Origin of the sequence: Nonomuraea sp. NPDC005983 (assembly GCF_040614375.1) — a bacterium.
Classification (GTDB): Bacteria; Actinomycetota; Actinomycetes; order Streptosporangiales; family Streptosporangiaceae; genus Nonomuraea.
In genome coordinates, this window is the sequence record NZ_JBEXUP010000018.1 from 73,831 (window position 1) to 93,094 (window position 19,264).

General features: G+C 69.6%; 26 protein-coding genes. 12 read left to right on the plus strand and 14 right to left on the minus strand.

Features of this window, described 5'->3' with window-relative positions; all coding sequences use genetic code 11:
* Positions 1 to 61 precede the first annotated feature (61 nt).
* The 4 genes from ABZ297_RS11625 to ABZ297_RS11640 all read left to right on the plus strand — a co-directional run bounded on the left by ABZ297_RS11625 (position 62) and on the right by ABZ297_RS11640 (position 1,580).
* Positions 62 to 487, plus strand: coding sequence for an organic hydroperoxide resistance protein (locus ABZ297_RS11625; RefSeq protein WP_355343235.1), 426 nt, complete (start codon positions 62 to 64; stop codon positions 485 to 487).
* Position 488: 1 nt separating this feature from the next.
* Positions 489 to 656, plus strand: coding sequence for a hypothetical protein (locus tag ABZ297_RS11630; protein ID WP_355343239.1), 168 nt, complete (start codon positions 489 to 491; stop codon positions 654 to 656).
* A gap of 391 nt (positions 657 to 1,047) precedes the next feature.
* On the plus strand, positions 1,048 to 1,344 hold the full coding sequence (locus ABZ297_RS11635; protein ID WP_355343243.1) for a type II toxin-antitoxin system Phd/YefM family antitoxin: 297 nt from the start codon (positions 1,048 to 1,050) through the stop codon (positions 1,342 to 1,344).
* Positions 1,341 to 1,580, plus strand: coding sequence for a hypothetical protein (locus ABZ297_RS11640; protein WP_355343246.1), 240 nt, complete (start codon positions 1,341 to 1,343; stop codon positions 1,578 to 1,580). The genes ABZ297_RS11635 and ABZ297_RS11640 overlap by 4 nt, the downstream gene beginning before the upstream one ends.
* A 309-nt stretch (positions 1,581 to 1,889) precedes the next feature.
* Here the strand turns inward: ABZ297_RS11640 and ABZ297_RS11645 are convergent, their stop codons facing one another.
* The 6 genes from ABZ297_RS11645 to ABZ297_RS11670 all read right to left on the minus strand — a co-directional run bounded on the left by ABZ297_RS11645 (position 1,890) and on the right by ABZ297_RS11670 (position 5,860).
* On the minus strand, positions 1,890 to 2,390 hold the full coding sequence (locus tag ABZ297_RS11645; protein WP_355343249.1) for a nuclear transport factor 2 family protein: 501 nt from the start codon (positions 2,388 to 2,390) through the stop codon (positions 1,890 to 1,892).
* Entirely contained in the window at positions 2,387 to 2,965 is a 579-nt protein-coding gene (locus ABZ297_RS11650; protein WP_355343252.1) for a Bax inhibitor-1/YccA family protein, read from the minus strand. The genes ABZ297_RS11645 and ABZ297_RS11650 overlap by 4 nt, the downstream gene beginning before the upstream one ends.
* Before the next feature lie 353 nt (positions 2,966 to 3,318).
* Positions 3,319 to 3,672 carry a hypothetical protein gene (locus ABZ297_RS11655; RefSeq protein WP_355343255.1) on the minus strand — a complete coding sequence of 118 codons (354 nt, stop codon included), beginning with the start codon at positions 3,670 to 3,672 and terminating at the stop codon, positions 3,319 to 3,321.
* A 130-nt stretch (positions 3,673 to 3,802) separates the two neighbouring features.
* Positions 3,803 to 4,504 (minus strand): FAD-dependent oxidoreductase, encoded by a 702-nt coding sequence (locus tag ABZ297_RS11660; RefSeq protein ID WP_355343258.1) that lies wholly within the window; start codon positions 4,502 to 4,504, stop codon positions 3,803 to 3,805.
* Between the two features lie 41 nt (positions 4,505 to 4,545).
* Positions 4,546 to 4,992, minus strand: a complete 447-nt coding sequence (locus ABZ297_RS11665) for a VOC family protein (RefSeq protein WP_355343261.1) — start codon at positions 4,990 to 4,992, stop codon at positions 4,546 to 4,548.
* A 40-nt stretch (positions 4,993 to 5,032) separates the two neighbouring features.
* Positions 5,033 to 5,860 (minus strand): alpha/beta hydrolase, encoded by an 828-nt coding sequence (locus ABZ297_RS11670; RefSeq protein WP_355343264.1) that lies wholly within the window; start codon positions 5,858 to 5,860, stop codon positions 5,033 to 5,035.
* Between the two features lie 400 nt (positions 5,861 to 6,260).
* On the opposite strand from ABZ297_RS11670, the gene ABZ297_RS11675 reads away from it, so the two are divergent.
* From ABZ297_RS11675 to ABZ297_RS11690, 4 genes are all read left to right on the plus strand, one after another.
* Positions 6,261 to 7,886, plus strand: coding sequence for a tannase/feruloyl esterase family alpha/beta hydrolase (locus tag ABZ297_RS11675; RefSeq protein WP_355343267.1), 1,626 nt, complete (start codon positions 6,261 to 6,263; stop codon positions 7,884 to 7,886).
* Positions 7,887 to 7,917: 31 nt separating this feature from the next.
* Positions 7,918 to 8,481: a DUF308 domain-containing protein gene (locus ABZ297_RS11680; protein WP_355343270.1), complete on the plus strand. Its 564-nt coding sequence runs from the start codon at positions 7,918 to 7,920 to the stop codon at positions 8,479 to 8,481.
* Positions 8,482 to 8,902: 421 nt separating this feature from the next.
* Complete coding sequence (locus ABZ297_RS11685) at positions 8,903 to 9,289, plus strand: helix-turn-helix transcriptional regulator (protein ID WP_355343273.1); 387 nt, start codon at positions 8,903 to 8,905, stop codon at positions 9,287 to 9,289.
* Complete coding sequence (locus ABZ297_RS11690; protein ID WP_355343276.1) at positions 9,286 to 9,993, plus strand: RDD family protein; 708 nt, start codon at positions 9,286 to 9,288, stop codon at positions 9,991 to 9,993. The genes ABZ297_RS11685 and ABZ297_RS11690 overlap by 4 nt, the downstream gene beginning before the upstream one ends.
* A 270-nt stretch (positions 9,994 to 10,263) precedes the next feature.
* Here ABZ297_RS11690 and ABZ297_RS11695 read toward each other — a convergent pair whose 3' ends face one another.
* Genes ABZ297_RS11695 through ABZ297_RS11715 form a run of 5 tightly spaced genes read right to left on the minus strand, consistent with a single transcriptional unit; the run spans position 10,264 to position 13,567 of the window.
* Positions 10,264 to 10,608, minus strand: coding sequence for a DUF3703 domain-containing protein (locus ABZ297_RS11695; protein ID WP_355343279.1), 345 nt, complete (start codon positions 10,606 to 10,608; stop codon positions 10,264 to 10,266).
* A complete protein-coding gene (locus ABZ297_RS11700; RefSeq protein ID WP_355343322.1) occupies positions 10,605 to 10,943 on the minus strand; it encodes a signal peptidase II in 339 nt (112 codons plus the stop codon). The genes ABZ297_RS11695 and ABZ297_RS11700 overlap by 4 nt, the downstream gene beginning before the upstream one ends.
* Positions 10,849 to 11,187: a signal peptidase II gene (locus tag ABZ297_RS11705; RefSeq protein ID WP_355343282.1), complete on the minus strand. Its 339-nt coding sequence runs from the start codon at positions 11,185 to 11,187 to the stop codon at positions 10,849 to 10,851. The genes ABZ297_RS11700 and ABZ297_RS11705 overlap by 95 nt, the downstream gene beginning before the upstream one ends.
* 5 nt (positions 11,188 to 11,192) lie before the next feature.
* Positions 11,193 to 13,160 (minus strand): heavy metal translocating P-type ATPase, encoded by a 1,968-nt coding sequence (locus ABZ297_RS11710; RefSeq protein ID WP_355343285.1) that lies wholly within the window; start codon positions 13,158 to 13,160, stop codon positions 11,193 to 11,195.
* Positions 13,157 to 13,567 carry a metalloregulator ArsR/SmtB family transcription factor gene (locus ABZ297_RS11715; RefSeq protein ID WP_355343288.1) on the minus strand — a complete coding sequence of 137 codons (411 nt, stop codon included), beginning with the start codon at positions 13,565 to 13,567 and terminating at the stop codon, positions 13,157 to 13,159. The genes ABZ297_RS11710 and ABZ297_RS11715 overlap by 4 nt, the downstream gene beginning before the upstream one ends.
* 90 nt (positions 13,568 to 13,657) lie before the next feature.
* Between ABZ297_RS11715 and ABZ297_RS11720 the strand changes: the two genes are divergently transcribed.
* A complete protein-coding gene (locus ABZ297_RS11720) occupies positions 13,658 to 13,927 on the plus strand; it encodes a hypothetical protein (RefSeq protein ID WP_355343291.1) in 270 nt (89 codons plus the stop codon).
* Between the two features lie 59 nt (positions 13,928 to 13,986).
* Here the strand turns inward: ABZ297_RS11720 and ABZ297_RS11725 are convergent, their stop codons facing one another.
* Positions 13,987 to 14,646, minus strand: a complete 660-nt coding sequence (locus tag ABZ297_RS11725; protein WP_355343294.1) for a TetR/AcrR family transcriptional regulator — start codon at positions 14,644 to 14,646, stop codon at positions 13,987 to 13,989.
* A 200-nt stretch (positions 14,647 to 14,846) separates the two neighbouring features.
* Between ABZ297_RS11725 and ABZ297_RS11730 the strand changes: the two genes are divergently transcribed.
* Both ABZ297_RS11730 and ABZ297_RS11735 read left to right on the plus strand, forming a co-directional pair.
* Positions 14,847 to 15,221 (plus strand): nitroreductase family deazaflavin-dependent oxidoreductase, encoded by a 375-nt coding sequence (locus ABZ297_RS11730; RefSeq protein ID WP_355343297.1) that lies wholly within the window; start codon positions 14,847 to 14,849, stop codon positions 15,219 to 15,221.
* Positions 15,222 to 15,331: 110 nt separating this feature from the next.
* The gene (locus tag ABZ297_RS11735) at positions 15,332 to 16,045 is read left to right on the plus strand and encodes a DUF4386 domain-containing protein (protein WP_355343300.1); all 714 of its coding nucleotides are present in this window, start codon (positions 15,332 to 15,334) and stop codon (positions 16,043 to 16,045) included.
* Positions 16,046 to 16,212: 167 nt separating this feature from the next.
* On the opposite strand, the gene ABZ297_RS11740 is transcribed toward ABZ297_RS11735, so the two are convergent.
* Complete coding sequence (locus ABZ297_RS11740; protein ID WP_355343303.1) at positions 16,213 to 16,746, minus strand: alpha/beta hydrolase; 534 nt, start codon at positions 16,744 to 16,746, stop codon at positions 16,213 to 16,215.
* A 155-nt stretch (positions 16,747 to 16,901) separates the two neighbouring features.
* Here ABZ297_RS11740 and ABZ297_RS11745 point away from each other — a divergent pair, with 155 nt between their 5' ends.
* Complete coding sequence (locus tag ABZ297_RS11745) at positions 16,902 to 17,675, plus strand: alpha/beta hydrolase (RefSeq protein ID WP_355343305.1); 774 nt, start codon at positions 16,902 to 16,904, stop codon at positions 17,673 to 17,675.
* Positions 17,676 to 17,682: 7 nt separating this feature from the next.
* On the opposite strand, the gene ABZ297_RS11750 is transcribed toward ABZ297_RS11745, so the two are convergent.
* Positions 17,683 to 19,264 (minus strand): helix-turn-helix transcriptional regulator (locus ABZ297_RS11750; RefSeq protein ID WP_355343307.1); only part of this gene is annotated, 1,582 nt, incomplete at its 5' end.

The following is a 19,264-nucleotide window of genomic DNA, read 5'->3' on the forward strand; positions in this document are numbered from 1 at the left end:
TGAACCGGTGACGCTCGATGCGTTCCCGTCCTACCTCCACCCAGCCCAGAAGGGAACAGCCATGGCTGTCAGCTACACCGGGATCGTCACCGTCACGGGGGAGGGCCGCAACGGAGGCCGGGTCCAAGCCGACGACGGCCTCCTCGACACCACGCTCGCCATCCCGAAGCAGTTCGGCGGGGCGGGCGGGGCCACCAACCCCGAGCAGTTGTTCGCCGCAGGCTGGGGCTCCTGCTTCCTCGGCGCGGTCAGAAGGGCGGCGGCGCAGCGCAAGATCACGCTGAAGAGCGCGGCCATCACGGCGGAGGTAACCCTGCACCACGGCGACGACGGCGAGTTCGGCCTCAGCGCCGTGCTCAACCTGGAACTCGGAGGCGTGGACCAGCAGACGGCCGACGAGCTCGGTGCCGCAGCCCACCAGATCTGCCCCTACTCCAAGGCGACCCGCGGCAACATCCCGGTCACCATCAACGCGAAAGCCGCCTGAGGTGCGGCCGGCGCACGACGCCGCCGAGACCACGCGACGCGCCCGCTTCGGCCGGCTGCCCGAGTGGGTCCGGCTCGAAGACACGGTCGAAGAGCGCGCGGCCACCGCGCCGGACCCCGCGCAGCGGGCCTACGACGCGGACGAATGGCTCGTGCGGTACTGCCTATGAAACGGAGAGACATCGTGATACGCATTCCCAACTCCGTGAGAGCGCTGGCGGTGGCCACGATCGTGGTGGTCGTCGCCCTGGGCTGCCTGGCCCAGGTGTTCTGAGCGGACGGCATCAGGCCGGTCACCGCTGCTGAGTCATTGATCTTCGTGGAAGCGGCGCTCGACATAGGACCACGGGAAGCCGGCGCACAGGAGCAGAACGCCTCTTGCGGTCCGTCCATGTGACAGGGAAGCGACCATTCCCGGTAATAAAAATCGGGGAAGATGCGAGCCCGGTAATGTTGCACAACTGGGTCAAGTTGTACAACATTTGCCGCCAGCCCCGTATCGTGGAAACCGAACCGTCCGGGCACGAGCAACCCCGGAGCAGGAGACCCTGGAGGACCGACATGTCCACTGATGCCCTGGGCATTGCCGAAGCCCGCACACAGCTCGGCACCCTGGTGTCGCGCGCCGTCCACGGCCACCAGCCCACAACCATTCGCCGCTCCAACAGCGAGCGCGCCGTCCTGATCTCTGAGCAGGACTATGAGGAACTGCTACGAGCCCGCCGGGAACTGGAGGCCGGTCACGTGGCCGAGGCGATCGCCGCCCACGGGCGTGGCGAGCGCGAGATGATGACGTACGACAGCAAGGCCGCCCTGTACGCCGACCTTGACCTCCCGAATCCCAGCCAGCACTCTTGAAACGACTCCTCCACCTAGACCCCCTGGTCCGCGAGGGCCTGCGCCAGGCAGCACCCGGCCTGCGTGCCACTGTCGCGGACACCCTGCTCGACCTCATCGAGGACCCCGAACCGCTCGGGGTCGTTCCGTACGGCGGCATCCCCGACGCGTTCGAGATCCGCACCGACACATTCCGCGTGGTCTACACGTGCGGCCCCGACCACGTCTCGGTCTGGGTCCTGGAGATCAACACCTGACCCCGAACGCCGGAAGCGCGCTGAGAGCGTCCAGGAGCTCCCGTGGCACTCCTGGATCTCCTACCATTCGGCAACCCGAGTTCGCCCGTCAGCGTCCAGTACAGAGAGATCATTTAGTGGAGATCACGGGACGTGAACCGGACGCAGATGTCCTTGCTCGCTGACGTTGGCAGTTGCTCACCGTTGTTGTCATGAACTTGGCATCAACGCCGTTGCGTTTGGCTGGTGGGTGGTTCGTCAAGCCGGTGATGACGAAGAACGGGACCTCTGGTAGATCACTTGTGTCGAGCAAGATGATCAAGAATCAGCTCAGTCCGTGTCTGCGATCCCCAGGGAGGGCGGATCATCCGGGTGGTGTGCGGGCGGAGGCTGGGGGCGCAGGTGGCGGCTGATATCACCAACCAGGTGGATCCGGACCTGGCGCTCCACGAATCGCCAGAGCCCGTCGCGGCGCTCGAAGCGGTCGCTGTAGCGTCCTGCGGCCACGGCTTGCAGCGGAAGGTCGGGCAGGGCCTGAAACACGGTGACGTATGAACGCGCAGCGGCGGTTCCTGTCTCCTCGTCAATGTCGACGGCGAGGTTGGTCGTGACGTGGTGGGTACGTGGCGTGCCGTCCTCGTAGAGGATCACGGTGTCCCGGAGCATCTTCTCGACGGCTTCCCGGCCATGGATCGGTGCACCACTGCCGATGAACACAGCGTCGGCGAACAGCTCGCCGACGCCGGCGAAGTCTCCGGTGTCGACCAGCTCGGCGTACTTGGCGATCAGACGTGTCACGGCGCCCGTATCCGCGCCTATGCCCAGGTTCATCGCTCGTCGCCCCTCAGGAGGGACAACACGCGCAGCGCTTCAAGGTAGATCCACACCAGTGTCAGGGTGAGTCCGAAGGCCGCCATCCACGACTCCTCGCGCGGGGCGCCATTGACGATCGCGTTCTCGACCTGCTTGAAGTCGAGGGCCAGGAAGCACGCACCCAGAAGGATGCCTACGACGCCGAAGACGACACCGAGACCGCCGCTGTCGAAGCCGAGGCCGTTGCCGCCGCCGAAGGCGGAGAACAGCAGATCGGCGGCCATCAGCAGCACGAAACCGGCCGCCGAGGCCAGCACGAAGCCCTGGAACCGCCGGGTGACGCGGATCCAGCGCATCCTGTAGGCGATCAGCACCCCGGCCGAGACCGCGAGGGTGCCCAGGACCGCCTGGACGACGACGCCCGTGGCCAGGCGCGGATCGCCGTACGCGGAGCCGGGGTTGCCCGGGTGGTCGTTGGCGGAGTGTGCGCCGCTCGCGGCAACGACCGGCTGCGGTTGCCGCAAGCCGGGGCCCGGGTGGCCGTCGTCGCGGCTGTACCCCCTGCGGGAGAGGATTGGGTTGCTTGTCTTCACGGTTGTTCCTCACGATCCGCCGCGCGCCGCGGCATATGTGTTCTCTTCACGACGGCTCTCCGTACGAAAGGTGTGAGCTGCTGACGCCGCCAGGCACAGCGGGCTTCCGCTCAAGTTCCGTCGTTTTCGCTGGCGCCAGCAAGCATCCGCATCACGGCCGAACGGGTGACGGATGCCCATCCATGGCGTGTGCGAACCCGTCAGAGGTGGTCCTCCTCTACGACGGCCTGCGCGAAGGCCCTGGGCGCCTCCTGCGGCAGGTTGTGGCCGATGTCCTGCAGCGTCCGGTGTGCGAGACCGTGCTCCCAGCGTGCGCGCCAAGCGCCGTCGATCGCACCGGGAGAGTCCCTGGCCTATGCGGAGGCCGCTCGGGAGAAACCGGGCGTCCAGAGCCCGTCGGCGGTGCGCCGTACATCGGCGCGGTGGCGGTGCCGCCGTATGCCGGTGCACCGGACCGTGATACGCACCGGCCAGGACCTCGCCAGGACACGGGGCCTGCCCAGGAGGGCCCCGCACTTCCCGCACGTCAGATCGGCCGCGATGAAGTTGTAGGCGGTTTCGATCAACCAGCTCTCGGCGCTGGTCGGCCGCGGATGGTCGAGTTGCTCGTCGGCGGCCGGTGGGACGTCGCCGACCGGTCCGAGGAGGACGTCCGCCCCGCCGAAGACGGCTGCCGTGAACATCCACTGCGAAAAAAGCCATTCCATGGCTGGTTCCCTCCGCTTCATCGCGCGCCGACCGTGCGCCTCCGCGGCGCGACGCAGCGCCCCGGCCAGATCCCGATCGGTAAAGGCGACCTGATGGGCTTCCCGTCGATGTGCGTGCGCGACGTACGCATCACAACGAAGTCCCACCGGCCCGGCCGAGCTCCACACCTCGGGCCTTGAGCGCACCTGCGGACAGCTCCTGCCCCCGGTAGGTTTCCAGCAGCCGCAGCCACACCTCGCTGATGGTGGGGAAGGGCGGTACGGCGTGCCAGAGGCGTTCGATGGAGATCTCGCCGGTGATCGCTACGGTGGCGGAGTGGAGGAGTTCGGCGACGCCTGATCCAGCGAAGGTGGCGCAGCAGGCGGGTGCCGCGGGCGAGGAGGGTGATTCGGTGCCGAGGGCCTGCCAGGCGGTGGCCATCTCGGTGGCCACGACGCCTGCGCCGACGATGACGAGTCGTCCGGGCGGCTGCGGGGCGCTGGCCGCTTCGCGGCTGGTCCAGGGGCGCAGGGCGGTGAGCCCGGGCAGGTCGGGCAGGGCGGCGCCGCTGCCTGTGCACACGGCCACGGCGTGCCGGGCCCGCAGGTGGACGGTGCCGCCGTCGGGGGTGGTCACGGCCACGCGTCGTGGCCCGTCGAGGCGGCCATGGCCGCGTTGGAGGTCGATGCCGGCCGTCTTGAGCCATTCGACCTGGCCGTCGTCGTTCCAGTGGGCGGCCATACGGTCGCGATGCGCCAGTACGGCGGCGGTGGTCCGGTCGGCGACGTTCTCGCCGACCGGACCTGCCCCGATCACGACCACGTCATAGGTACGGGTGTCTTCGGTGGTCACTGGTCCTCCACGGTGTGGCTGTGTCTCGGGGATGCCGTCGGTCAGCGGCCGGGCAGCCGTTCGGTGATCTCCTGCAGGAACCAGCGGTTGCCGTCGGGGTCGGTGAACGAGGCGAAGGAGCCGTAGCTGGCACGCTGCGGGTGCACGCCCATGACGCGGCCGGTCTCGCCTGCCTGGTGAAAGGCGCCGGTGGCGTCGTGGAACGGGCCGGTGACGTCGACGCCGCGGCCGGCCAGTTCCTTGTGGGCCTGCTCGATGTCGGACACGATCAAGTGCAGTCCCTGGACCGTTCCAGGTTCGGCGTCGGTGAGGCCGTCGCCGAAGATGATCGAGCAGGCGGAGCCGGGGGGAGTGGCCTGAATGATCCGGTAACCATCGTTGATGGGGAAGTCCGCGTCGAGGCGGAAGCCCAGCTGCCGGGTGTAGAAGTCCTTGGCGCGGTCGACGTCGGATACGGGCAGGACGACGACTTCGAGCTTCATGTTCATGGTCGTGATCTTCCTTTCGGTGCTGTGGGTGGTCGCGGCGCTATCGGGTGGCGCGTGCGGCCTTGTCGATGACGTCGGCCACGGTCTTGGGCTGGGAGACGGCGACGGAGTGGGAGGCGCGTACTTCGACGGAGTGCGCGTGGGCGCGCTTGGCCATGTAGCGCTGGACCTTGGCTGGGATGTTGAGGTCCTGGGTCGTGATGATGGCCCAGCTGGGCTTGTCCTTCCAGGCGGCGACCTCGGTCTTCTCCTCCAGGGCGGACTGGGCGATGGGCCGCTGGGTGGCGGCCATGAGGGCCGCGGTGCCGGCAGGTACGTCGGCGGCGAACTGGTGGCGGAACTTGCTGGGCTTGATGTACAGGTCGGTTCCGGTGGTGCCGTCGGGGAGGGTGAAGGGGGTGGGCTCGAGGGTGGCGGGGAGGGTGGAGCCGGGGTACTTGTTCGTCAGCTCCAGGGCGGTCTCGCCGGGGGCGGGCAGGAAGGCGGCGACGTACACGAGGGCCTTGACCTGAGGGTCGTTCGCGCCGGCGACGCTGATGACCGAGCCGCCGTAGGAGTGCCCGACCAGGATCTTGGGTCCGGCGACGTGGTCGAGGACGCTGCGGAGTGCGGCCGCGTCGTTGGCCGGCCCGCGCAGCGGGTTGGCCGCGGCGACGACGGGGTAGCCGTCCGCGCGCAGCTCTTCGATCACCGCGTTCCAGCTGGAGGCGTCGGCGAAGGCGCCGTGCTCCAGCACGATGGTCGGCTTGGCGGGCTTGTCCGCCGCGAGGGCGGGCATGGCGGCGGCGGTGGCGAGGAGACCGATCGCGAGCGTCGACAGGGCGCCCAACGTGAGCCGCCGGCTGCGTACACCCTTGCTGCTGACCACGAAATTCCCCTTTCAGGAGGCTTCAGGCGATGGTGGTGAATCTGGTGCCATCACCGTCGTACGGGAAGGACCGCGGCCACATCGGTCACTTGACGGTCAGTCACGAGGAGCCGGCCGGACCGCTGTTCAGCAGGACGATGGTGCCGGTCGGCGGGCTACCCGGCCTTGCGTGGCGGTCGTGTGCGCACCTCAGCGCGTTAAGCCATTCAACTCTTCAGTGCGTGACCGCACTGCTCTGCCGTGGACCGAGAGCGGCGCACATGTCCCCGTATGCGGCCGCTGACCTGCGCCGCGACGTGTGTGACGGGCGCCCGGAGTGCTGACCGTCAACTGACTGATGTGCCGGCGCCGGCCGCGGACGACAGTGAGACGCACCCCAACATTCTGTGAGAGGAACGTCGTGAAACGTCTTCTGATCATCTTCGCGGCCGGAGTGCCGCTGGCGGCGGCGTGCCTGCCGGCCGCGGCTTCGGCCGGCACCGCGAGCTCCGCCGCCGTCCCGTTCACATGCTCGTCCATCTCCGTGAAGGCCCCGGCCGGTACCACGGTGGAGTCCGTGACGGCGGAGCGCCGGGCGGCGGGTACCGTGACCATCCCGCCCGTGCCGCCGTTCACCGAAGTGGTGAAGATCCCGGACGTGCCCGCCTACTGCGATGTCACGCTCACGCTCACCCACCCGGGCGTCGGCGACCACGCCAAGGTGCGGGTCTGGCTGCCCGAGACGGGCTGGACCGGCCGTTTCCAGGCGGTGGGCGGCAGCGCCTTCGCCGCCGGGGACTACGGCGCGGGCCTGGCCGGCGCGATCAAGAGCGGCTACGCCGCCGCGACCACCGACGCCGGCGTCGGCACGTACATCGACACCAGCTGGGCCCTGAACAGTGACGGCAAGGTCAACACGGCGCTGCTGAAGAACTTCGCCGACCGGTCCCAGCACGAGATGACGGTCGTCGGCAAGCAGGTCGTCAACGAGGTCTACGGCAGGCCCGTCTCCTACTCGTACTGGAACGGCTGCTCGACCGGCGGCCGCCAGGGCTACATGGAGGCCCAGCGCCACCCTGACGACTTCGACGGCATCCTGGCCACCGCTCCGGCGATCAACTGGGACGAGTTCGAGGTCGCGACCCTGTGGCCGCAGGTGGTGATGAACGAGGAGAACACCTTCCCCTCCCCTTGCAAGTTCAACGCCTTCAACGAGGCCGCCGTCAAGGCCTGCGACCCGCTCGACGGCGCTCCCGACGGGCTGATCGGCGACCCCGCCACGTGCACCTTCGACCCGCGGCGGCTCATCGGCAAGAGCGTCGAATGCGACGGCGAGCAGGAGACCATCACCGCGGCCGACGCCGCCGTCGTACGCAAGATCTGGGACGGCCCCCGCACCCCGTCCGGTAAGAAGTTGTGGTCCGGCATCCCGATCGGAGCCGGCTTCGACCTCGCCGGCACCCGCGTCGACGCGGACGGGAACCGCGTGGGCGCGCCGTTCCCCGTACCGGCCATCTGGGCCTCGACGTTCCTGAAGCGGCTGCCCTCCTACGACCTCTCGACGATCACCTACGCCGAGTTCGCCAAGCTGTTCGAGCAGTCCCAAGCCGAGTACGACACGATCATCGGCACCGACGACCCCGACCTGTCGGCGTTCCGCAGGTCCGGCGGCAAGCTCCTCACCTGGCACGGCCAGGCCGACGAGCTGATTCCCGCCCAGGGCACCGTGGACTACCGCCGACGGGTGGAGCCGGCCATGGGCGGTGCGCGCCGGGTTGACGACTTCTACCGGCTGTTCCTGGCGCCGGGCGTCTCCCACTGCGCCGGCCCCACGAGCACCGGCCCGCAGCCCACTGATGCCCTCGGCGCCCTGACGGCCTGGGTCGAACAGGGCAAGGCCCCGCAGACGCTGAGCGCCGCCATCACGGACTCCTCCGGCAAGACGGCGACGCGCAAGTTGTGCCTGTACCCGTCCGTCTCCCGCTACAGCGGCCACGGCGACCCGGCCGACGCCGGCAGCTACTACTGCGCCCCCGTCCGGCGCTGACAGCCACTCCCTCGTCTGGAAAGACCACACCATGAACACGAAGTCATCGGGAACGTCATCCCTGCTGAAGCTGTACCTGGGCCGTGGAGTCCTGGCCGTGGCGTGGGCCGTGGCGTTCGCCTTCGCGCACGACCCCATCGACGCCCTCGCGATCACTCTGCTGGTCGTCTATCCGCTGATCGACGCGGTGTCGTCGCTGATCGACCTGCGTGCGCTCCCGGACGGATCGGAGCGTCGCCTGACGCTGTTCAACGGCGTGCTCAGCACCCTGGCCGCCGTCGGCGTCGGCCTGGCGGGGGCGGGAGGGGCGGCGGCGGTGCTGCACGTGTTCGGCGCCTGGGCCGTCGTCTCCGGTGCGGCGCAGGTGCTGGTCGGGCTGCGGCGGCGCGGCCCGGAGCTGGGCCAGCAGTGGCCGATGCTGATCGCGGGCGGTCTGTCGTTCCTCGTGGGCATCTTCTACAACATCCAGGCCCTCGGGGACGACGCCTCGCTCGACGTGCTGTCGGTCTATGCCACCGGCGGCGGCGTGTTCTTCATCATCCAGGCCGGGCTGCTGGCCTGGCGTGCCCGCCGACCCCGGACGCAGACCGTCTGACGACACTCTGGGCTCGACTCGAGCCGGCCGAAGGCCTTCACTGCGGCGCAGCGCGGTGAAGGCCTTCTTCGGTTGGAAGCCCTCCCAAGGCCGAGATGGAGAAGATCTTCTTTCTCGACAACGAGGACATGGCCCTCATCAAGGGATATCGCGGTCGGCACATCAGGTGCGGCTTCGCGGCCTTGCAGGTCACATCACGACCGGGCCCCGCCGTCGACGGCGGGGGCAAGGGTCTGGCCCCGCCGCCGCCCGGCACCCACGACTGGATGCTCCACATCACCATCTGGCCCGGCGACGTCGACTCCTTCAATGTCGGGCGGGCGCGTTTCAGCAGGTCCAGATGCCTTCAATCCCACGACCTGGGAATACTTGGCTGGCCTGATACCTTGCCGTACAAGGCATCAGGTCATACTGTGCTCTCATGGCTGAGGACACCGAGGCGACGCCGGAATCGGCGACCATCGCCCGTCTGCGTCGCGAGCTCGCACGTGGCACGACCGAGCTGGCTGTGCTGTCCGTCCTCAGCGTCCGCCGCCGATATGGCTACGAGCTGCTGAGAGTGCTGCGGCAGACGGGCGAGGGGGTCCTGGAGGTCAAGGAGGGCACGCTCTATCCGCTGTTGCACCGGCTGGAGGATTCCGGCCACATCCTCGCGACTTGGGAGGCGGAAGGGCGTGCCAGGCCGCGCAAGTACTACGTCATCACCCCAGACGGTCGCGCGTACCTCGCCATGCTGCGTACCGAGTGGAGCGGCCTGGTCGACGGGATGCGACAACTACTCGACACACTTGGTGAGGTGCAGGAATGACCGACGAGCGGCAGATCATCGACGATTACACGGAAAGGGTCGGGCGCCATCTGACGGGCCCGGCCCGGGACAGGGCGAAGGCGGAGCTCGGCGAGCACTTGTCCGACGCCGCGGAGGTGGGAGAGTTAGCCCAGGTCCTGAGCCGCCTCGGCGCCCCGGAAGAGGCGGCGGCCACCTTCGCCGAACTGCGGTCCGCACCGCCGGCTCCCATGGATGCGCGGCTCACCGCAGTCGTGGTCGACAACCTACCGCTCGTCGGGGTCACGACCGCGCTGCTCGTTCAGGGGATCGTCCGGACCTTGGAGGTGGGGAGCGGCTTCGCGCTGGCGTTCCCGCCCTTCGTGCACGTCAAGATCGGTGACGGCTGCGTGTCCCTCGCGCCCCTGCAGTGCGGCACCGGCTACGACTACGCCGGGCTGCTCTACAGCCTGGGTGTCCCGCTCGCTCTGCTCTGGTCGATCGTCGGACTGGGGCTGCTGGAGGCATGGACCGGCACGACTCCGGGCAAGCGCCTCATGAAACTACGCGTCGTGACCGAGGCCGGGCTGCGCATCCACCCGGTCGCCGGTGTCGTGCGGCGGCTCAGCCTGCTGGTGGGACCCTTCGCCTGGCTGGACTGGGCCCTGGTCGTGTGGGGCGAGCGGCGGCGGGTGCTCGACCGCCTGACCGAGACCAAGGTCGTGAGCGCTCGGCAGGCGGAGTGAAGACCGACGTCCGCGTTCAGCCCCTCGTAGCACTGGCCGTCAGTGTGGCACTGTGGTTCGTCCCCACGCTCGTGCAGCACGCGGCCTGGACGATCGCGCGGTGGACTTCGACCTCGTCCTGGCGTCGCGCTGGATCGCCGCCGCGCTGCTGCTGGGCTTCGTCCTGGCCGTGGAGCGGCGGCCGCTGTCATCGGTGGGCCTGCACGCCCCTCGTGGTCTGACCGCCGTGGCGCCGACGGCGCCGGACGTGCCCCGGTTCACGGGACTGGATCAGGCGGCTTGCAGCAGCGCGGCCAGGTCGTCGGGTACGGGCATGGGCTGGGTGAGGCCGACGCGGGCGCGGCCGGTGTTGCCTTCGGGGTAGCGGCCCAGCGCCGACCCGGGCGCCGCGACGATGATGCGGATCACCTGGCCGAAGGCTTCGCGCCGGTCGCGTTGGCGGACGGCCAGGGCGAACATGGCCAGGTGGTTGGCGGTGTGCGGCCAGGGCCAGGGCTGGGAGATGATGTGCGCGCGTTCCAGATGCCGCCAGCGTGCGGCAGGGTCGGTGGCGGTCTTGGCGGCGCGCATCTCGGCGCTGTAGGCGGCGCGCACGGCTGTGGGCATCGGCTTCATGAGGGGTCCTTCGGGTTCTTCTGGGATGCGGTCATGGTGTGTCCCGGTCTTGTGCCTGCAGGGCTGGCCGGCTGGGGGCGCAGGCCGGCCAGGATGAGCGCGGCGGCGCCCGCGGTGATGAACACGTCGGCCAGGTTGAAGGTGGGCCACCAGCCGGTGTGCAGGTAGTCGGTGACGATCCCGTCGCCGCGCGGTCGGTGAGGTTGGCGATCGCGCCGCCCAGCATCGTGCCGCCCACCACTAGCTGAAGGCGACCGGCGGTGGGTGCGCGCGCCAGGCGTACACGGCGATCGCCACCGTGATGGCGGCGGTGACGGCGATGACCACCGCGGCAGGCAGGGCGGCGCCGACGCTGAACGCGACGCCGCTGTTGTGCGCCAGCTGGAGCTGGATCACCCCGAGGTCGACGCCGGCGTAGGGCAGGCGCGCTTCGGCGACGGCCTTGGCGGTCAGGTCGAGCCCGGCCGCGACGAGGGCGGCGGCCGCGACCAGGACCCGCCGCCGCGCCGCCCCCGCGATGAGGGCGGCGAGCACGTCGGCGTCGGCGCCAGTGGCGGAGCCGGGGCCGGGGCCGGCCATGGCGGTCAGATCCCCGCCGGCTGAGCGGCGTACGGCTGCCGTGCGGCGGCTGGGGCGGGCGGCAGAGCCTTGGCGCGGCCCGCGCGGACCCCGTTGGCGATGACGACGATCTCGGCCAGCTCATGCACCGCCACGACGGCGGCCAGGCCGAGCACGCCGAAGGCGGCCAGCGGGATGAGCACGGTGATCAGGCCGAGCGACAGGCCGACGTTCTGGAGCATGATCGCCCGGGAGCGGCGGGCGTGCGCCATGGCCTGGGGCAGGTGACGCAGGTCCTCGCCCATCAGGGCGACGTCGGCGGTTTCGATGGCCACGTCGGTGCCCATCGCGCCCATGGCGATGCCGACGTCGGCGGTCGCCAGGGCGGGGGCGTCGTTGACGCCGTCGCCGACCATCGCGGTCGGCCGCGCCTGGCGGAGCCGGGCAACGATCTCGGACTTATCCTCGGGCAGCAGCTCGGCGCGCACCTGGTCGATCCCGGCCTGGGCAGCCAGAGCGGCGGCGGTGGCGGCGTTGTCGCCGGTGAGCATGGCCACCTCATAGCCGTCGGCGTGCAGCCGGGCCACGACTTCGGCGGCTTCGGGGCGCAGGTCGTCGCGGACGGCGACGGCACCGATCACTTCGCCGTGGTGCTCGATGAGTACGGCGGTCGCGCCGGCTTCCTGCATCGCCTGCACCTGGGCTGCCAGCGATCCGGCGTCGATCCAGCCGGGGCGGCCGAGCCGGGCTGGCAGGCCGTCGACCGTTCCGGTCAGGCCGGCGCCGGTGACCGCTTCCACGCCGGTGGCGGAGTCGGGGTCGGGGTGGGCGGCCAGGATGGCGCGTGCGAGGGGGTGCTCGCTGCGCGCTTCCAGGGCGGCGGCGACGGCCAGCACCTCACTCTCGGTGTGGCCGCCGGCGACGGCGACCTCGATGACCGCGGGCTGGTTGCGGGTCAGGGTGCCGGTCTTGTCCAGTGCGATCGCCTTGATCCGGCCCAGGGCCTCCAGCGCGGCGCCGCCCTTGACCAGCACGCCCAGGCGGGAGGCGGCGCCGATGGCGGCGACCACGGTGACCGGCACGCTGATGGCCAGCGCGCACGGGGAGGCGGCCACGAGCACAACCAGGGCGCGTTCGATCCAGGTCAGCGGATCTCCGGCGATCGACCCGATGAGCGCGATCACGGCGGCGAGGATCATGATGCCGGGCACCAGCGGTTTGGCGATGCGGTCGGCCAGGCGCTGGGCTGCGCCCTTGCGGGACTGTTCGGCCTCGACGATCTTGACGATCTTGGCCAGAGAGTTGTTCGCAGCGGTCGCGGTGACCTCGACCTCGAGCACGCCGGTGCCGTTGATCGACCCCGCGTACACGCTCTGTCCCACCTGGGCTTCGACGGGGACTGATTCGCCGGTCAGCGCCGAGACGTCCAGGGTGGTGCGGCCGGTGCGGATCAGTCCGTCGGTGGCTACGTGCTCACCAGGTCGCACGAGCAGCAGATCGCCGATGGCCAGCTCGGCCGGGTCCACGGTGACCTGGGTGCCGCCGCGCAGCACGGTGGCAGTCTCGGGGACCAGCGCGAGCAGGGCGCGCAGCCCGCGCCGGGTGCGCACCAGCGCGTACTCCTCCAGACCCTCGCTGATGGAGTACAGGAAGGCGAGCATGGCGGCCTCGGCGACCTCCCCGAGGATGACCGCGCCGACGGCGGCGATCGTCATCAGCGTGCCGACACCGATCTTGCCCTTGGCCAGCCGCCGCAGTGTGCCGGGCACGAACGTCCAGCCGCCGATGGCCAGCGCCAGCCCGTTCAGGCCGATCGTCACCGGCGCGCTCGTCCCGGCCAGGCTGGCCACCCATCCGGCCAGCAGGAACACCCCGGCCACGGCGGCGAACTGCAACTCGGAGACCTGCCACAGCCGCTCCGATTCGTGCTCTTCGGCCTCGCCCGCTTCGCCCTGGCGTGGCTGCTCGCCGTCACAGGCGCATCCGTCGCTCATCGCACTTCTCCCATCGCCGCCGTCGTGGCCGACGTGGTGGCGGCCGCGCCGCTGCTGTAGGTCGGGCACAGCGCGACCGTGTGCCCCGTCGCCGCGAGCAGCTGCTCGGCCGCGCCGAGCAGGTCCATCAGCTCCGGCCGGGTCAGCGCGTAGAACGACTGACGGCCTTCGGCCCGGTAGTCGATCAGGCCGCAGTCACGCAGGCAGGCCAGGTGCTTGGACACCGTCGACTGGGCCAGCCCGAGCTCGCCGGTCAGATCCACCACGCGCGCCTCACCCCGGGCCAGCCGCTGCACAATCCGCAGCCGGGTCTCATCGGCCAAGGAGTGAAACAGCGCCGCCGCCGGCGGCAGCCCAGCCGCGATGTCGGCGCTTAGGCACGACCCACCATCCTCAATAATCGCCATGTAACGATGATAGCTTGTATTTGTGATGACATTCCAGTCGGTGGTCCCGTAGGCCGCCCAGGGCAAGGCCGCCACCGAGGGGCAGCGACGATGAGCGGGCACGGGAGGCTGGCGGCGTTGCGCCTGCTGGCCACCACGCTGCATCCCGGAAGGCCGGCCTTCACCGGCACGGCAGGAAGCACCGCCGCGCACGCCCACGCGGCAGTGCAGATTCTGTTCGTGACCGGTGGACGGGCGGAGCTGAGCGACGCCCACGGCACCCGCCGCCCCGCCCATGCCGCGATCATCCCCACCCGGGTCATCGGCGCGCTGGCCTGCCTGGCCGGTGTCGCCGTGATCATGTACGCGCCGCGCGGCTGAGCCCGGGGGCTGGCGCTCGCAGAAATGGCCATTTCTGAGAACGCGAACTGTAGCTGTCGTTACACAAAACTACTTTGGGGCTCATCGCACGAACCCGAGCGGGGGGCACTCCGGCGACCTTCGAGCGCATCCAAGATCAGGTCCAGGCCGTAGCTGAACTCGCTGGTGTAGTCGTAGCCCGGCCGCAGGGCGTGGTCGCGGATCATCTCGGTGAGGTACGGCAACTCCTCCGCCGGCAGATGCCGGAGGATGCCGCCGGCCACTTCCCCGACATCGTCCGGCGTCGTCACCGGCAGGTTCGCCTCCTGCAAGACGAACCCGGAGACGTAGCTGTCGATGAGCGATACGGCGTGCGCGGCCATCGGCAGCGTGAACCCCGCCTCCCGGAGGACGCCCAGGACGGCGTCGTGGTGGCGCAGCGTCGCCGGTCCCGGATCGCGACGGGAGTCCATGAGGCCGAGAGCCCAGCTGTGCTGCGACAGGACCACGCGTGCGGAGAAGGCACGCGTACGGATCGCATCGCGCCAATCGTCGCATTCAGCACCGGGTAGCTTGATCGCCGCGAACACCATGTCGACCACGCCGTCGAGGATCGCGTCTTTGTTCGGCACGTGGTGGTAGAGCGACATCGCCTCCACGCCCAGTTCCTGCGCCACCCGGCGCATCGTGATCGCCTCCACGCCGCCGCGATCCGCGACCCGGATCGCGGCTTCCAGCACGAGGCCTCTGCTGAGCGGTTGTGGTGGTGGTGGCACGACGGCTCCGGGGTGTGGGCGGGTTGACAGCCTTACGAGCGTAAGCCAACCTTACACCAGTAAGTAGCCTTACTGGTGTAAGGCTATCCAGGTTCGCGTCAGCCGGGGTTCAGCCAACACCTGACCTGTGACGCGCCCCGCCGGGGCGAGAGAAGGAGATTTCGATGCCGATGCCGAGGTGGTGGGGGCACGTGAACAAGAGGGTGTTCAACCCCCGCGCGATAACCGGCGGGAGATGGCCGGTGCTGACTCACATCGGTCGCATTTCTGGCGCTACGTACCGCACGCCGCTCGATGCGCATCCCGTCGACGGCGGCTACCTGTTCGTTCTGGTGTATGGATCGCGCTCCGATTGGGTGCAGAACGTCCTGGCGGCCAGAGGTGCGCGGCTCCGGGTCGACGGGAGAGAGGTGGAACTCACCGCCCCACGTCTTGTCGGGAAGGACGAGGCGTTCCAGGCCCTCCCCGATGAGGTGGCACGCCCACCGAAGCTGCTCCGCATCACCGAGTTCCTCCGCATGGACCAGCTCACAGGCTGACCCTGGCCGCCGCCCCGGCAGTCCCCGTCTTGCGCGTCGGGGAGCCTGAACCGGCTCGCCGATCCGGCGCCGACACGCTCCGCCACCACGACAATTACAGGACAAGCATCGTGCATATAAACAGGCGGGCAACCGCAATTGCGGGCACACTGGTCATCGTAGGCATGATCGCCGGCGCTCTGAGCATCGTTCCCGCTCTCGAGGGGCCACGCTATCTCGCTCTCATTTCCGCACACGAGAGCCAGGTCATCGTCGGCGCAGTTGCTCAGTCCATCATGATCCCCGCCTATGTCGGGTTCGCGCTGTACCTTTATCCGACATTGAGGGCGGAGAACGAAGCGCTCAGTCAGGGTTTCCTTGGGTTCAGGCTGATCGCAGCGACGTTCCACTTCATGGGCGTGATTCTCCTGCCCTTGTTTCTTGTGCTGGGCCATGGATTCACCCAAGCCAGCGCTTCGGACGCATCCCGCCTCGAGGTCTTGGGCGAGCTGCTGCGGACGGCGCGCGACTTGGTCAATCACGTCGCATTGATCATCTCGCTGAGCCTCGGAGATCTCCTGTTGTTCCGCATTCTATGGCGGTCGAGATCTGTCCCTCGATGGCTATCCGGGTGGGGATTTCTGGGAATCGGAGCAGCTATATCGGCGAGCTTCTTGGTGCTGCTTCGCCTAACTGACGTGGTCACGCCGCTCTACCTGGCCATGAATGCGCCACTGGGCCTGCAGAGCTTTGTCTTCGCCGTGTGGTTGATGACAAGAGGCTTCGCTACGAATACATCAACCACGGCCCACCAGCACGGCGTACGACGCCGAGGTCAGCGGTGACCGGCTGGAGGTCGTCCGCTGGATGGACGCTCAGCGGGCCGCGGAGGGCGCGCCATGCGAGGCCGAGGCGCGACTGTAAGCACGGCCACGAACGCACAGACAGCCTGCCGGATCGCATCCGACAGGCTGTCTCTGAGTCGCAGGTGGTGGGCTGGCCGTCGCGTTCGTCAGAAGTGGTCCACGTCGACGACGGCTTGGGCGAAGGCTGTGGGCGCTTCCTGCGGCAGGTTGTGGCCGATGCCCTCCAGGGTGCGGTGTTCGTAGGGGCCGGTGAACATGTTGCGGTACGACGAGCCGTCGCCCGGCGGCGCCGTGAAGGGGTCGCGCTCGGCGTCCAGGGTGATGGTCGGCACCTTGATGGCCGGCCGTGCGGCGAGTCGCTTCTCCAGAGCGTCGTAACGGCGCTCCCCGTCGGCCAGGCTCAGCCGCCACCGGTAGTTGTGGATCACGATGGCGGCGTAGTCAGGGTTGTCGAAGGGGCCGTGCCCGCGCAGGTAGGGAACGATCACCCGATAGCCCTGCGCCGCCAGCAGCGGAGCGACGTCGACGAAGCTGTGGATGTCGTACGGCCAGCCGTGCAGGCAGATGACCATGGGCCCGCGGGCCGGGCCCGCCTCGGCGTAACCGATGTCCAGCAGCCCGGCCTTGACCTGCTTCAGCGAGGCGAAGGACGTGTGCGTGCCGGGCGTGACCGCCGGCACCGTCGGGGACCTCCTTCGGAGCACGGCGTCTCGGCAGACCGCGCCGGACCAGCGACGCGAGGCAGACAGGAACATTGAGTCATTCGACTGTTCCCGCCCAGGCGCATCTCGATGATCCTTGATCAGACCTGGCCCTGAGCCTTTCCGGAGGATCCGTGAACCCCACTCCCGTCGTCTTCATCCATGGCGCGTGGCTCCACGCGTCGTCGTGGGAGTCATGGAACGAGCGCTTCTCCAGTTTCGGGTTCGCCGTCTGCGCGCCGGGCTGGCCGGGTGAGCCCGCCACGGCGGGCGAGGCCCGTCAGCATCCCGAGACGCTCCAGGAGCTGGGGCTCGACGCGCTCACGGATCACTACGCACGCATCGTCCGTTCCTTCGACACCCCGCCCGTGATCGTCGGCCATTCGGTGGGCGGGCTGATCGCGCAGCACCTCCTCGGCACGAACGCGGGCCGTGCCGCAGTCGCCATCGCCCCCGCCCCGGTCGGCCACGCGACCTCCCCGGCGCCCGGGGAGCCGTGGCCGGTGTCGATGGACGCCAGGGGGTTCCGGCGGCTGTTCGCCAACGCGGTCACCGAGCAGGAGTCTGCCGAGCTGTTCGAGCGCCACGTCGTTCCCGGGCCGCCCCGGCTGCTGGCCGAGCTGGGTCACGGCGGCGCCGTACGGCACCCGAGGGCGGTCGTGGACCACGGCAACACCGGCCGCGGCCCGCTGCTGCTGATCTCGGGGCAGGAGGACCGGCTGGTGCCCGACCACCTCACCCGGGCCGTGTACAAGTTGTACGGCGACTCGACGGCCATCAGCAGCCTCAAGCAGTTCCCGGACCGGGCCCATTCGCTGGTCGTCGACAGCGGCTGGCGGGCGGTCGCCGACTACGTGCTGGTCTGGCTCGCCGAGCGGGGGGTGCGCGCCGACCCGTCGAAGTGGTGATGGGGGCTCACGCGTCGCCGCCGTCGCCGACCTTGCCCAGAGCGTCGCGCAGCGCGGCACGCGAGGTAATACCCAGTTTCGGGAAGACACGGTAGAGATGGGAGCTGACGGTGCGTGGGGACAGGCGCATACGTTCGCCGATCTCCTTGTTCGTCAGCCCGCTTGCGGCCAGCTCGGCGATGCGGCGTTCCTGCCAGGTCAGCGTGGACAGGTGCTGCAGCGAGGTCCGGGCGGGCGCTCCTGAGGCGCGCAGCTCGGCGTGGGCACGTTCGCCCCAGCCTGTGGCGCCGAGCCGCTCGAAGGACTCGGCGGCGCGGACCAGGACGGGCCGTGCGGCCTTGGGCCCCTGGGTGTGCCTGAGCCGGACGCCGTGGGCCAGGCGGATGCGCGCCAGCTCGAACGGGAAGCCGGCACCGGCCGGGTGGGCCTCGGCCCGGGCGTACATGTCCTCGGCCTCCTTCTCGTCGGCGGCCGTCATCGCCAGGGCGCCGTACGTGATGAGGGCCAGCCGGGGGGAGACGCCGGGCAGGCCGGCGTCGGAGGCGGCCTGGGCGTGCCGACGGGCCTGCTCCAGGCGCCCGGTGTGCACGGCGGCCTCGACCAGGTCGAGCAGTGTGCGTGAGGCCTGGTGGGCGTAACGCTCGAACGATCCCGGCGGTGTGATGCCGATGGCGTACAGGTAGGCGGTTTCGTAGTCACCCTCGCTCAGGGCCGCCGCCGTGCCGATGGCGTCGGCGATCTGGGTCAGGAATCCCACGCCGCGTGGGCGGGCCCAGGCGTCCAGGACGGCCTGCAACTCCCGGGCCCGCTCGACCTGGCCGCGCATGGCGGCCAGGAGCCCGAGGTAGGCGCGGGTGTGGTGGGTGAACAGCGCGTTTCCATGGGACGTCGTCAGCTCCAGCGTGCGTTGTCCCGTCCGTTCGGCGTCGTCCCACTCGCCGGCGGCCAGCTGGTCGAGCATGATCAGGTGCAGCATGGTCATGCCGCTGGCCACGGCGCCGGTCTCCATCTCACGGTCGACGGCGCGCTGCAGGTAGGGGCGGTACTGGCTCAGCGTGTCGACGTGGTAGGCGGCGACGGCCAGGCGTGAGACGTCCCACGGTTCCAGCTCAGAGACGCCGGCGAAGGCGCGCTCGACGCGCTCGTGCACGCCCGCGCCGTGACGGACGACGTCGCTCCACGCGTCGCGGTAGATCGCCGAGCGTGTGTCGACTCGGTCTCCCAGAGAGTCCATGAGCTGCTCGGTGCGGTCCCACAGCGCGGCGTCGCCGGCGTACTGGCTGATGGCCAGCAGCAGGTTCACCAGCCGGGTGAGTACTTCGGCGGGCTCGTGCGCGCTGTCTTTTCGCAGGCTCTCGATCCTCGCCGCGACGTGGCGATGCGCGGAGCGTACGTCGCCGTCTTCGTACAGGGCCACGTAGGCGGAGGTGACGACCGTGGCGGGGGACTGGCTCGCGCCCGGCGGCAGGTCCGAGCGGACGAGTTGCTGCGCCTGGTCCAGGAGCGCGGCATGTCCGGCGATGAAGGCGGCGTCGCCGAGCCGTCTGGAGCGGCCGGCGGGGGTCTCGCTCAGCTCCGCCGCGCGGGTC

Bases quoted from the DNA above. Each gene is read 5' to 3' on its own strand.
- ABZ297_RS11665 (WP_355343261.1), bottom strand. From the start codon at position 4,992: ATGAACATGAAGCTCGAAGTCGTCGTCCTGCCCGTATCCGACGTCGAC.
- ABZ297_RS11635 (WP_355343243.1), top strand. From the start codon at position 1,048: ATGTCCACTGATGCCCTGGGCATTGCCGAAGCCCGCACACAGCTCGGC.
- ABZ297_RS11680 (WP_355343270.1), top strand. From the start codon at position 7,918: ATGAACACGAAGTCATCGGGAACGTCATCCCTGCTGAAGCTGTACCTG.
- ABZ297_RS11645 (WP_355343249.1), bottom strand. From the start codon at position 2,390: ATGAACCTGGGCATAGGCGCGGATACGGGCGCCGTGACACGTCTGATC.
- ABZ297_RS11625 (WP_355343235.1), top strand. From the start codon at position 62: ATGGCTGTCAGCTACACCGGGATCGTCACCGTCACGGGGGAGGGCCGC.
- ABZ297_RS11715 (WP_355343288.1), bottom strand. From the start codon at position 13,567: ATGGCGATTATTGAGGATGGTGGGTCGTGCCTAAGCGCCGACATCGCG.
- ABZ297_RS11685 (WP_355343273.1), top strand. From the start codon at position 8,903: ATGGCTGAGGACACCGAGGCGACGCCGGAATCGGCGACCATCGCCCGT.
- ABZ297_RS11705 (WP_355343282.1), bottom strand. From the start codon at position 11,187: ATGGCCGGCCCCGGCCCCGGCTCCGCCACTGGCGCCGACGCCGACGTG.
- ABZ297_RS11690 (WP_355343276.1), top strand. From the start codon at position 9,286: ATGACCGACGAGCGGCAGATCATCGACGATTACACGGAAAGGGTCGGG.
- ABZ297_RS11695 (WP_355343279.1), bottom strand. From the start codon at position 10,608: ATGAAGCCGATGCCCACAGCCGTGCGCGCCGCCTACAGCGCCGAGATG.
- ABZ297_RS11730 (WP_355343297.1), top strand. From the start codon at position 14,847: ATGCCGATGCCGAGGTGGTGGGGGCACGTGAACAAGAGGGTGTTCAAC.
- ABZ297_RS11710 (WP_355343285.1), bottom strand. From the start codon at position 13,160: ATGAGCGACGGATGCGCCTGTGACGGCGAGCAGCCACGCCAGGGCGAA.
- ABZ297_RS11655 (WP_355343255.1), bottom strand. From the start codon at position 3,672: ATGGAATGGCTTTTTTCGCAGTGGATGTTCACGGCAGCCGTCTTCGGC.
- ABZ297_RS11720 (WP_355343291.1), top strand. From the start codon at position 13,658: ATGAGCGGGCACGGGAGGCTGGCGGCGTTGCGCCTGCTGGCCACCACG.